Source organism: Pseudoalteromonas sp. NSLLW24 (assembly GCF_015864725.1).
In the GTDB taxonomy this organism is placed as follows: domain Bacteria; phylum Pseudomonadota; class Gammaproteobacteria; order Enterobacterales; family Alteromonadaceae; genus Pseudoalteromonas; species Pseudoalteromonas arctica.
Map to the genome: position 1 here is coordinate 48,966 of NZ_JADYWQ010000011.1, position 13,194 is coordinate 62,159.

The following is a 13,194-nucleotide window of genomic DNA, read 5'->3' on the forward strand; positions in this document are numbered from 1 at the left end:
AGCATTATTATAAGAGGGTAGCATTAGAAACTTTAAATTAAGGTTAAAGAGCTTACGCATTGCAAGCTCTTCGATGGTTCTGACTTTTTAAATTAAGTTTTTTATACTAAATTTTTCAATGCGTTAATTATATCTTCTGGCTCAGAACGAGTACGATAATCAACATCAACATAACGCCAAGTCACTTTACCTTGTTTATCTAAAACAAAGGTGGCAGGGATCGGTAAAACACTACTATTGCCATTGTTAACCGACTCTAAATCTAGGCCTCGGTCTACTCGCATATGCTCTAGTAAAAATGTGGGTACTTGCCATGCTACGCCGTAGCTTGCTGCTACATCCGCATTTTGATCACTCAGCACTAAAAAATCCATTTTACTTATTTCATCATCACTAAGTGAGCCATCGGGTACTTGCGGGCTAATAGCCACCAATTGTGCGCCTAATGCGTGAATTTCAGGTAAACGTGCTTGAAGCGCTTTGAGCTGTAAATTGCAGTACGGACACCAACTTCCACGATAAAAAGTAACAACCACAGGTCCTTTAGCAAGTAACTCGGTTAACTGCACCGATTGACCATGTTGATTTGGTAACTCAAAACTTGGTGCGCTTTGGTTTAAATCAAGTGCATTAGCACCTTGCTGAAACGCTTTTGCTTGTGCAATCGTTTCATCAACACCTTTCATGAAATCAGGATTACCTTTTCGCCCTGCGGCTATTTTTGCCTCAGTTTGTGCTTTTAACGTGTTATTTTCATCGCTCATAATATGGCTACCTTCAAATTAATCAAAAACTTAAAGCCAGCTTACATTATGAAAATGTATTTGAAATGAAAATTTTGGGGCGTGTTGACCTTTCAGGGTTAAATTTGTTCTATCTAGGGGCTATTTAATCGCGGCGCGAGGTTTGAAACCTAGTGGGCTAAGTAAAAACCGAGCAACAAAGAGTGAATTGTCCCTAGGACGAACCCAAAGGGCAGCGCATGTTTGGTATTTATGCTGTGTTATCGCCTACTTATGTGGAATAACCACACACCATAGGCTCTGCCTTGCTTTAATACCAAACATACCGCTGTAAATTCAACATCGAAAGAAAAACACGCCCTAACTTAATCATTTACTTCTAAATCAAACACCACGTTTATTGATGATTTAAAGCTTATCGTTTGTTGTAAATAATTTTTGCGAGCTTTAGGAAATGAATCGCTCATTGGATTTACTCTATCTATTTTTTTAACCGCTGCACCAAAGCCACTGTAAACGCTTTTTTGAGTTGAGCTAATAGTGCGTACTTCACCCACTTTTGTACCAAAGGACTTAGCAAGTACATTTGCTTTTTCTTTTGCGTTATTAAGTGCTTGTTGTGTGGCTTGTGCCTGTAACAGCTCAGCTTTTGAAGATAAAAACTCAGTATTTTGAATCGCATTTACTTTTAAATTCAATAAAAAATCACTTAAGTCATTCACTCTTTCAATGTTTTTTAGTGTTACTTCAAAGGTCCTTATAGCTGCGTATTCAGCGGGAGCCTGATGCCCTGTTTCAATGTAATCCATACCCGTTTTTTCAACTTTAACACTTGAAGCAACTACATCATCGGCAGTTATTTCAAATTGATTTAGTCCGTCAATTAGTAAATTAACTTTATTATCAAGATCGTTCTTAGCTGCTAAAGGTTCGTTTTTAATACTTATAATTTGAAATAGTATTTTAGCGATATCAGGATTGGTAAGCACCTCTGCAGTACCTTGAACTGCAATATGGCGATTTGTGGCTAAGCTTGAATTAGCAAAAGTGATAAGTGGGAATAATGTTAGAAAAATAGTGATAATGAGTTTCATATTCGTTCCTTGGAGTAATTAGTTAAATAATGACTACGTAACTGTACCTATAGTCATACGGATAACAATAAAAGTAAACTGCTCTTTATTGTAGGCGGGAGTTTATCTCGCGCCTACAGCCAACCTACATCAACTCTGCTACTTTTAACTCTTTGCCACGGCTTATTTGATGGCACTGCGCTAGCAGTAACTCGGCGGTGGCTTGTGCATCGGTCAGTGCATGATGGCAATGATAGCTTGGTAACTCATAACGTGTGCGGCAAGCATTAAGGGTTAAATCATCTTGTTTTATTTCAGTTGAATGATGGAGTAAGCGCTTTTGTTCAATATGGAGTGTGTCGATTATGAGTTTAGGACGTATAGTTATATTGGCATTTTTAAGCGCTATTTTTAAAAACCCCCAATCGAGCATGGCATTATGAAACACTAAAATACAGTCGCTAAAATGGCAGCTCAATTGCGTTAATATACTGCACAAGCTCTGTCCTTTTGTTATAGCATCGTCGCTAATCCCATGAAAAACAGGACTTTGCTCAAGGCTTTTTACGTCTTTATTTATAAGGTGCTGCGACTCGCTCATTTTTATACATTGGTTATCTATTATCACCCACGCTACCGATACAATTTCGTGCTGTTTTGCATCAAGCCCAGTGAGCTCTAAATCAATCACCAAATAACGTTGTTGTAAGGCATTTTTGCCTAGTAATTTACGGCGCTTTAAATACCGAGTGAGCAGCTTTTTTACCATGTTAGTAATCCATCATTATAAACTGCCGCGAGCAAACTTAAACGCGGCGGCTTGCTGCGCTTGTTTAACAAGGTAAAACGCTTCTTTTAGTTGATGGCGCTCTAGTGAGTTTAATTTATTAGGATTAATACAATTACTCGGTAAGCCCTCTTCGTTTATTTGTGTACTCAAGCGAAGCTGCGTTAAGAACCGCCAGCAGTCTTTTAGGTTGTATATATCTTCTTTGCTGATCAGTTTATGTTTTAGTAGTGCGTCTAATCGCTCTTGCGTGTTGGCGCGCCTAATACCCGCTTTTAAAGCGTATAACCGCACTATGTCATTTATAATTACGACACCGCGTTTTTTTAAATCTATGTATTTATTATTTTGATCTGTTTTTTCGGTTTTAAATTTATTAAATAAACCAATTGGCACGCTGTTGCTGCTTATATCGGTTGCCATTGCGGCATAGAATAAGTCGTTACGCGATATACGAATTAATTGCTCGCAAAAAGCGGTATATAAAGCGTTTGAACCTTCAATAAATCGCAGGTCAAAAAATATCTTACAGTTAAGCATTGCATTGGGTGTGGGGCTTTTTATCCATTTAAAAAAGCGCTCGCTCCAGTCGTTTACGCTCATTCGGCACTCATCGCTGCTTGCCATAATATTACCTGGGCAACGCCTAATGCCGCACTCAACTAAGTTTTCACATACAAACTCTCCCATGCTTTTAAAGTAAGCGTGTTGTTCGGGGGTTAAGTCGTTAGGGAGTAATAAGCCGTTATCTTGATCCGAATGCAGGGTTTGTTCTTCGCGTGCTTGCGAGCCAAAGCAAATAAAACTAAAGCTGGTTGGCGCTGCGCCATGCTCTTCTTGAAATAAGTGAATAAGGCGCGATGTAAGCGCATCAGTTAAACCACTCAGTAATTTACCAATTAGCGATATGTCGTCAATGTTGTACGAAAAACCACGCAAAAGTTCGGGGATTTCTTTTGCGTAGCGTTTTAAATCAGTAACAGTATGCGCTTTATATATGCGCCCAATAAGCTGTACGGGGTCGCTTTTTTGTTGGCGCAGTAAATCGGTGCTGGTTATCATCCCTATTGGGTTATGGTTTTCGTCAAGCACGGGTAAATGATGAATATTGTATTTAAGCATTAAGTGCAGCGCCGAAAACACCCGGTTATTTTCAAATATAAACTTGGGCTTGGCGGTCATAATACTGCTTACTGCGTCTTGTGGATCTACCTCGTCGGCAAGTACTCGGTTACGTAAGTCGCGGTCGGTTACCACCCCTACTAAGTGCGCGTGCTGCGTTATCATTATTGACGATACGCCATGCTCTTTCATTTTTTTAGCACTTTGCCTAATACTTGCATCGGGCGAAAGCGTAATGGCGGTGCGGGTCATCAGCTCTGATATTTTACGTTCAGACCAGCTATCGTTTTTACTTTTATAATGCGATGACAACAACCGGTTAGCATGAGCGCGTACAAAATATTGCTCAAACGATTTATATTCTCTGCGTAAAAAATCAAAGTGCGTTTGAGAGAGCATATACACTATGCCCTCTTTTTGTACTTCCAACCTATTTTGAATTGCCTCACCGGTTAACAGCGACGGAAAACCAAAATAGTCACCTTGCGCTAAGCGTGTAACAACATCGCCCTTACCATCAACTAGGTCATACAAACCAGAGCGAATTAAAAACAGTTTAGGGTTTTCACTTTGTAACCACTGAGTTTGGTTTTCGCGGGTGAGGTAAATAATATCAAGATGATTTACAAAATATTCGTATGCGCTGCTATCAAGCATAGTAAAAGGTGCTTGCAAACAAACGTATTGGGCTATTTCTTGTTGTTCTACACTCATTGTATTCGCTCTTTAAATGGTGATGTACCAATCTAATGTACTTATTTATTAAACAAATAAAAAGCCCGACTAAAGTCGGGCTTTTGGTGCTTTATGTTATCTAAACTATATCTATAAATTGTAGCCTAGTGGTCGTGCGCTTCTGCAGACCCTTTAGGGTTACGAATGCTTTCAACCATTTCTTGAATTTCAACCGGTGTAGGTTTAGTAAACTTAAGAACAATTGCAGCAACTGCAAAGTTAATAATCATACCAATTAAGCCAATACCTTCAGGCGAAATACCTAAGAACCAGTTTTCAGGGCTATTTAGCTCTGGGCTAACAAACTTGAAGAAGATTATATACGCAGCGGTAAAGCCAATACCCGTTACCATGCCTGCAATTGCGCCCTCGCGGTTCATTGTTTTAGAGAATATACCCATAATAATTGCTGGGAAGAAACTCGCTGCCGCCAAGCCGAATGCAAATGCCACTACCGATGCCACAAATCCAGGCGGGTTAATACCAAAGTACGCGGAGATAACAATAGCGACCATGGCTGCCAACCTCGCTGCAAGTAACTCTTGCTTGTCGGTAATATCGGGCTTGAGGGTTCGCTTGAGTAAATCGTGCGAAACGGAGGTCGAAATAACCAATAGTAAACCTGCTGTTGTAGAAAGTGCAGCGGCAATACCACCAGCAGCTACAAGTGCGATTACCCACGCTGGTAAGTTAGCAATCTCTGGATTAGCTAATACCATAATGTCGCGGTCTACGTTTACTTCGTTAGCACTGTTCGGATCGGTGATTTTACCCGCCGTGTAGAACATTTTACCATCGCCGTTTTTATCATTAAATGTAATTAAACCTGTGCGTTCCCAGTTTTTAATCCATCCTGGTGCTTCTGCGTAAGCTGTACCGCTACCGTCTTTACCATTAATAGTATCAACCATGTTTACGCGAGCAAAGGCTGCAACCGCAGGTGCTGTAGTATAAACAATCGCGATGAACACAAGTGTCCATGCTGCAGAAATACGCGTGTCTTTTACGCGAGGTACAGTGAAAAAGCGAACAATTACATGTGGTAAACCAGCAGTACCTACCATTAACGCGCCAGTAATAGCGAACACGTCAATCATGCTCTTAGAGCCTTCGGTATATTGCGCAAAACCAAGTTCAGCGCTTAAGCCGTCTAGTTTATCAAGTACGTACACGCCATCGCTGCCAATTAATGTGGCACCAAAACCGGTTTGTGGGAAGAAGTGACCCGTCATCATCATCGAGATAAAAATGGCTGGTACAAGGTAGGCAAATACAAGTACACAATACTGCGCTACTTGTGTGTAGGTAATGCCTTTCATGCCGCCAAGTACCGCATAAAAGAATACAATCACCATACCAATGTAAACACCGGTTTCAATTTCTACTTCTAAAAAGCGTGAAAATACCACGCCTACGCCACGCATTTGCCCTGCAATGTAAGTAAAGCAAATGAATATGGCACATACAATTGCCACTAAACGTGCGGTGCGTGAATAGTAACGGTCGCCAATAAAGTCAGGCACGGTAAACTTGCCGAATTTACGTAAGTAAGGCGCTAAACACATGGCTAATAGTACATAACCACCAGTCCACCCCATTAAGTAAACGCTGCCATCGTAACCTGCAAACGAAATAATACCCGCCATTGAAATAAACGACGCGGCGCTCATCCAATCCGCGGCTGTTGCCATACCATTAGCAAGAGGAGGTACGCCGCCGCCTGCTACATAAAACTCTTTAGTTGAACCCGCTCGGGCCCAAATTGCTATGCCGATATAAAGCGCAAAGCTTAAACCAACAATTATAAACGTGAGTGTTTGAACATCCATTGCTTAGCTCCTATTCGTCTACGCCGTATTTTTTATCTAACGTATTCATTTTGAAAACGTACACAAAAATCAAAGCAACAAAGGTATAAATCGCGCCTTGCTGGGCGAACCAGAAGCCAAGTTTAAACCCAAAAAAACGCACTTCATTAAGTACATCAACCAGTAATATGCCAAAGCCGAAAGACACGATAAACCACACTGCTAATAGTTTAAATAACAGCGAAATGTTTTCTGCCCAATAAGCTTTTGCTTGTTCTTCATCTTTAAAAGCCATTTTTGTTTTCCCCTTTAAGCACCGCAATATCGCGATGAGTGGTTTTTTATCTTCGCTTACCAATTTAGCAACGCTGGTTACATATTGAATTGAGACCATAGTCGTAACAGCTTGTTAACGTTTACGTAAACTGTAATTATCATTCAAGCGTATTTTATATATTTTTATATTATTTCAATTGCTTAGGCTGTTTTTGTAAGCTGGCTTTATGATTAAATTGGTAAGTTGGTTATTAATGCGACATTAGTCTAATGCTTGAGATGATTTTATTTTTGTTATTAATATTCAATAAGATAGAAATAAAATGAAAGTTTTATTTTAAATTCAAGCCTCACACTTAACCTCAGTTCTGGTATTGTGTTAATCCCTCATAGGGTTGGGGGACTATTTAAAATAATAAGGTTTAATAACAACATGACTGCCGTACTCATTATTGTTGCTTTAAGTTATATAGGTGTGCTGTTTTGGCTCGCCAATTGGGGCGATAAAACAACCCCTTTGGCAAAGCGTATTAGCCATCACCCTTTTGTGTATTCACTCTCACTTGGGATTTACTGTACCTCTTGGACTTACTACGGCTCAGTGGGTACAGCCGCCACCAGCAGTTGGAGTTATTTGCCAATATTATTGGGCCCTGCGCTGCTGTTTTTATTCGGCCAAGGGTTTTTACGTAAGCTGGTACTGGTAAGCAAAAAACAAAACATAACGACTATTGCTGACTTTATTTCAGCTCGTTACGGCAAACGCCAAACTACCGCTATTATGGTTACTGTAATCGCCTTACTAGCGACTATTCCCTATATTGCACTGCAATTAAAAGCGCTTAGTACCAGCTTTTTACTTTTGCAAAACAGTAATAAAATATCAGGCGATATGCTCGCGCTTTCTGCCACATTAATTATGGCCTTATTTGCCATATTTTTTGGTACCCGCAAAGTTGACGTAACAGAGTATCGCTCTGGGTTAATGCTGGCTGTCGCGTTTGAATCGATGATTAAACTTATTGCACTTATTGCTGTAGCAGGCCTTGCTGTTTACACCTTATTTAATATGCCAGAGCCTACTTCAAATAAAGTAACCGAGTCAATTTGGGCCCATTGGAGCGACTTTAACTTCTTTAGCTTTAACTTTATTGGCCAGTCTTTAATGGCTGCGGCCGCTATTATATGTTTACCACGCCAGTTTCATGTAACCGTGGTCGACAATCAAAACAAACGCCACTTACTTACCGCTCGCTGGGCTTTCCCGCTGTATTTACTATTAACTGCCGCAATGATTTTACCTATTGCTACTGCGGCAATTCATCCTGAAATTGGCAGCGGCTATTCACCCGACAGCTTTGTACTTGCCCTACCGTTAATTAACGACAACGCCTTTTTAACTACCTTTGTATTTATAGGTGGTTTATCGGCCGCCACCGCAATGATAGTGGTAGCAACGCTTACATTAAGCACGATGATTTCAAACGATGTGGTATTACCCCTAATGCTACGTCGTAAATTTAAACGCAACTTAATTACTACCAGTTATAAGTCTCGAATTTTACTTGTAAGGCGCTTTGCTATTGCAGGCATATTAATTTTGGCCTATTTCTATCAACAATGGTTTGGCCATAGCAGTGCACTGGCAAGTATGGGCTTGGTGGCTTTTTCACTTGTTACACAATTACTGCCCTCTATTGTGGGTGGTTTATATTGGCGAAAAGGTCATGCTTATGGGGTTTATGCAGGTTTAGTGGCTGGCTTTATTTGCTGGATACTATTTCTAATGCTGCCAATACTCGATGCCGGCACAACCCTTGATAGCGAGCTACAACAAACACTTATCACGCGTGGAACCTTAATAGCTTTGTTTGCCAATATTGGTTGTTATATTAGTTTTTCACTAGGGGCTGAGGAGCGCTTAATTGATAAAATTCAGGCAGCTGCTTTTGTTAATCCTAAAGATCAGGCTATTTTATCAAGGCGCTTAAATAAAGACGTAAAAGCCACTGTTTACGACTTTAAAATACTCCTACAAACCTTTTTAGGTATTCAGCGCAGCCAACAAGTATTGGCCCATTACGCACTCGCCCATCACTTAAGCGATAATAACGCACACCCAGAGCCTGAATTTATAGCCTACTGCGAACGCGCGTTAACAGGCGTGCTGGGCGCATCGTCGGCTCAAGCATTAATACACACGGTATCGTCGGGTAAGCGCATGGCGTTTGAAGAAGTTGTAAACTTTTTTGACGAAACCACACAAGCGCTGCAATTTAATCAAAATCTGTTATTTACCTCACTCGAAAATTTAAGCCACGGTATTTCGGTTGTCGATAAAGATTTAAAGCTAGTAGCTTGGAATAAGCGCTACAGCGAAATGTTCGGCTACCCTGAAGGGTTTTTAGAAGTAGGCCAACCCATAGAAGATATTATTAGATACAACGCTAACCGGGGGGAATGTGGCCCTGGCGAAATAGAACGCCAAGTAGAAAAACGTGTGCAGCATTTAAAATACGGCAGCTCGCATCACTTTATTCGCCACCGTCGTAATGGCCAAGTATACGAAATGATTGGTAATCCGCTGCCCGATGGCGGATTTGTTACCAGCTTTTCGGATATTACCAATCACATAAGTACGCAAAATGCGCTTGAAGAAGTAAACATGGATCTTGAAAACCGCATAGAAGCGCGAACTCAAGAAGTGCAAACCATTAATAGAGACTTACAAGCTCAAATAGATAGCCGTGTACAAACCGAGCAAGCACTTACTTTAGCCAAACGAGAAGCAGAGCAAGCCAACGACAGTAAAACGCGCTTTTTAGCACTGGCGAGCCACGACATTTTACAGCCGTTAAACGCAGCACGTTTATACCTTGCTGCCATTGACGAAAAGCAACTCGACAGCACTAACCAAAACAGTTTTGAAAAATTAGGCGACAGTCTCGATTCAACCGTGCATTTAATGTCGGCACTACTTGAAATAGCCAAGCTAGAACAAGGCGCTATGACCCCAACTCCTCGCCACTTTTATATTGAAGATATTTTAGCGCCATTGCAAAGTGAATACGCTATTTTATCAAGTGATAAAGGCCTTAAGCTTAGTGTGCGTTCACACCAGCAAATTGTGCATAGCGATATAACCTATTTGCGCCGAATTATTCAAAACTTGGTCTCTAATGCAGTTAAATACACCGATAATGGCCGTGTATTAATTGCCTGTAGGAACCGAAAGCACAATTTACGAATAGAAGTATGGGATACAGGCCCTGGTATTAGCGAAGTAGAGCAAGCTAAAATATTTAACGACTTTTACCGTGTTGAGTCGGGCGATAACAAAGGCGTAGGCTTAGGCTTAGGTGTTGTAAAACGTATGGCTGACTTATTAAGTTTGCCGCTTGATGTGCATTCTGAGCCCAATAAAGGTAGCCGTTTTAGCATTGAAGTACCTTATGGTGACGAGCAGTTTGTACAACAAAAAAGTACGACAAACAGCCTAATAGAAAACCGTGCAGCAATTAATATTGTTGCCGTAGACGACGACCCTGAAAACCTAGCTGCAATGGCAAGCTTACTTAAAAAGTGGCAAGCTAATTACACGCTATTTGATAATGTAAATAATGTACTGGCGCACGCTAAGCAAAACGGTGCACCCGATGTTATTTTAATGGACTACCAATTAGGTAATGACTGCGATGGCATAACGCTAATTAAAACCCTGCGCGAAATTTGGCAAAGCCAAGTACCCGCTATTTTAATTACCGCAGTGCGCGACACCGAGCTTAAACAAGAAACCAAAGCCGCTAATATTCATTATTTAAGTAAACCAATTAAACCGGGCAAACTAAAGGCACTGCTTAATCACAGTACATAATAAGCTAGTAATAAGTGTTCTTGTAAAAAGTATTCTAGTTAAAAGCTATCAAGTAATAGCGTAAAACAAAAAGCCCAGTATCTTCACTGGGCTTTGCTTTATAAAGTGTTCAAAAGTTAAACTGGATTTACTCGGCTTCTAAGCTTTTGGAATAACCAACTTAACCCCACCAACGAAAGTCCTAATCCAATAAACGAAAGCGCTTTAAGTAAGCCCTCCAAGTTAGCCATATCAATTAAAAACACTTTAACAATAACTGCAGCTAGTAAGCCTAAGCCTATTTTTTGTATTAATAACTGGTTTTTTAAATGACCAAAAATAACAGTACCCGCCCCCATTACTAACCAAATAACAGAGTAGCTATAAAGCTCTGCATTACTTGCGCCTTTTGATAAGTAAATATAAGGCCCTTGCCAGTATTGGCGAATAAAGCTGTTTATTGCCAATAATATAAACCCACCCGCAACGGCCAATATAAATGGCGTAGCTTTAACGTTTATTGGTTTTACAAGCTTGGCCAGCCAAAGCGTTAATCCTGCAGGTACTAACCACAATAGTAATAACCAGTTAAATATTGGCAGCTCACCTATGTAAAGTGATTCAAATAATGGGTTGTCGTCAAGCAGTGTTTTAATAGCAAAAAGCCCTGCTAACCCTACAAGTGCAAAGCCCGCCACTTGGTATAACTTAGCTAAAGTACCGGCAAGTTTTGCTCTATGTAAATACACGCACCCTAATGCCAGCCAGTTACAGGTAAGGAGTATTTGTTCGTAAAAATTAAGTGAATCAAATTGCGGATAATGCCCTACTAACTGATAACTTGTTTCGGTTGTAATAAAAAGCGCTAAACAATGAAGGGCTGCACCTTCTAACCATACTTTTAATTGAGATGCTTTAAAGCACCTAGCTGCGGCAAAAAATAACGCAATGCATAACGGGTAAACCACTATGCTCCAATGCAAACCAAATACCGTGAGTGCATCGTAACTTGGCGTCCAAGGTGAAAGCGTAAGGCGCAGTAATAACGCAGCAACCAAGGCTTTTATAGGCCAATGTGGCATAGGCACGCTATAGCGTTTAATAAGTACGCTTATAAGTAATACTTGTACAGCAAGAGCAATGGTTAGGCCGCTGTCACTTAGTAGCATGGTAATTGCTAACGTAATATTGGCATTAGCGCCTACCCAATAAGTAAAACGCTGAAATAGCGTTGTATTATGCTGCGCGAGCTTTATTAAAATAGCGGCGACTACAAACAATATAACGGCCCAAAGTGGATATGCAGTACTTAACGCAAAATTAGGAATAAGCGTATATAAAGTCGCTATCATTACATATACACTAAATGCCCCCGTAATATGAAACGCTAAACGCTTAATCTGTTTTTTACCGTAATAAAGCCCAAAAGCGGTAAGTAACAATCCGAGTAATAAACCCAAACCATACTCATTTTTGAATATAAAGAGTGCGTCATCAAATAGGTTTGGCGAAAGATGCGTGCGTTCAGCGCCTATCACCAATAGCGTTGAAATAACTAACGCTACACCCTGCCAAATATCCCAACGGCTATTTTTAAGGACTAAAAACAACACCAATACAATACTCAACACGCCGATTGTTTGCCACTGCATATCAAAGTGACTTATTAGCATGGTAAATATTAAGGGCGCCATAAAGGCGAGTAATAATGCATGATCTGGAAGCACTTTAATTAAGCGTTTTAAACTGTGCGGGCGATGTTCAATAACATTCAGTTTTAGACCTAAGCGCGGTATAGCAATTAACCCAATAATACTAAGTAAAGCAAATGCCCCCATTAACCAAACGGTATTAATTTTAAGTAATGTAAAACCAACTAAATACCAACCAATATGCCCTGCCCATAATAAATACCACAACCAAGCTCGCTGTACTTTATGTGCAACTAACGCGGCTGACAAACTTACAAAGCCAACATACATAAATAATGCAAACAAGTTACCACTGCCAGTGCTAACCCATATTGGTACACTATAAGCGCCAATAATACCTAATACCGCTAATAATGGGCCTAACCTAAGCGCCATAGCACTTGCGCTAATTGCAATAACTGCCAGTGTAAAAAATGCCACGGTAGGGCTAAGCATATCGTAGCTACTGTAGGCTAAAAGCGTTAAAGCAAAACAGGTAATAAACCCGCCGCTTGCAAGCGCTGCGGGTATGTAATTATTAAAGCCTTCAAATATAATACGTTTATGGTGTAAATAAGCCGCAGCTGCAATTAAGCCAAGCCCAAATAAGCCGCCTAAGCTCAGCCTCATTACAGGCGATAATAATCCAGCTTCTAGGCTGTATTTAGCTAAAAATATGCCACCAAACGCAAGCGCTATTGCGCCTATCCAGGTCATCCAGTTTTGCTCAAACCCTGCGCGTAATTTATTAAATAGTAATTCTATGGCTGATGCTTCAGCTGGTTTGGCTTTTTTAGGAGGCGCTGATGGCTGATTTATTACAGGTGGCGACACGCTTTGGGACGTTAAGTTTGGCTGTGTTTTATGAGCAATTGGCTCAGACCTTGAAAGCGCTGCCTGAGCAGTAGATGCTTCGCTTTGAGGTTCACTTTGCGATATCGGTTTATGTGTTTGTAAGTGTGTTACTTTGGCCCTTAAAACAGCCACTTCTTGTTTTAATCCATTTAACTGCACTAGCGCTATTAAACCGCAGATAGCACCGGCAACTACAACCAGTATTACTATGACGGCTAACCCAACTAAATCATCCATGGCACACTCTTATT

Annotated in this window: 8 protein-coding genes; 1 reads left to right on the plus strand and 7 read right to left on the minus strand. The window is 40.6% G+C overall.

The features are described 5' to 3' along the window. Positions 1–101: 101 nt before the first annotated feature. The 6 genes from I6E72_RS12690 to I6E72_RS12715 all read right to left on the minus strand — a co-directional run bounded on the left by I6E72_RS12690 (position 102) and on the right by I6E72_RS12715 (position 6,563). On the minus strand, positions 102–764 hold the full coding sequence (locus tag I6E72_RS12690; protein WP_024589750.1) for a peroxiredoxin-like family protein: 663 nt from the start codon (positions 762–764) through the stop codon (positions 102–104). A 344-nt stretch (positions 765–1,108) separates the two neighbouring features. Next, complete coding sequence (locus I6E72_RS12695; protein ID WP_197112509.1) at positions 1,109–1,837, minus strand: SIMPL domain-containing protein; 729 nt, start codon at positions 1,835–1,837, stop codon at positions 1,109–1,111. A gap of 124 nt (positions 1,838–1,961) precedes the next feature. Beyond that, the gene (locus tag I6E72_RS12700; protein ID WP_165736254.1) at positions 1,962–2,585 is read right to left on the minus strand and encodes a 3'-5' exonuclease; all 624 of its coding nucleotides are present in this window, start codon (positions 2,583–2,585) and stop codon (positions 1,962–1,964) included. A gap of 15 nt (positions 2,586–2,600) precedes the next feature. Further along, complete coding sequence (locus I6E72_RS12705) at positions 2,601–4,439, minus strand: DUF294 nucleotidyltransferase-like domain-containing protein (protein WP_024593702.1); 1,839 nt, start codon at positions 4,437–4,439, stop codon at positions 2,601–2,603. 125 nt (positions 4,440–4,564) lie between these two features. After that, a complete protein-coding gene (locus I6E72_RS12710) occupies positions 4,565–6,289 on the minus strand; it encodes a sodium:solute symporter family protein (protein WP_121954643.1) in 1,725 nt (574 codons plus the stop codon). A gap of 10 nt (positions 6,290–6,299) precedes the next feature. Continuing rightward, positions 6,300–6,563, minus strand: coding sequence for a DUF4212 domain-containing protein (locus tag I6E72_RS12715; RefSeq protein ID WP_007377498.1), 264 nt, complete (start codon positions 6,561–6,563; stop codon positions 6,300–6,302). 414 nt (positions 6,564–6,977) lie between these two features. Here I6E72_RS12715 and I6E72_RS12720 point away from each other — a divergent pair, with 414 nt between their 5' ends. Beyond that, entirely contained in the window at positions 6,978–10,418 is a 3,441-nt protein-coding gene (locus I6E72_RS12720) for a PAS domain-containing hybrid sensor histidine kinase/response regulator (RefSeq protein ID WP_197112519.1), read from the plus strand. Between the two features lie 116 nt (positions 10,419–10,534). Here I6E72_RS12720 and I6E72_RS12725 read toward each other — a convergent pair whose 3' ends face one another. After that, positions 10,535–13,180, minus strand: a complete 2,646-nt coding sequence (locus tag I6E72_RS12725) for a DUF2339 domain-containing protein (RefSeq protein WP_197112521.1) — start codon at positions 13,178–13,180, stop codon at positions 10,535–10,537. Positions 13,181–13,194 lie beyond the last annotated feature (14 nt).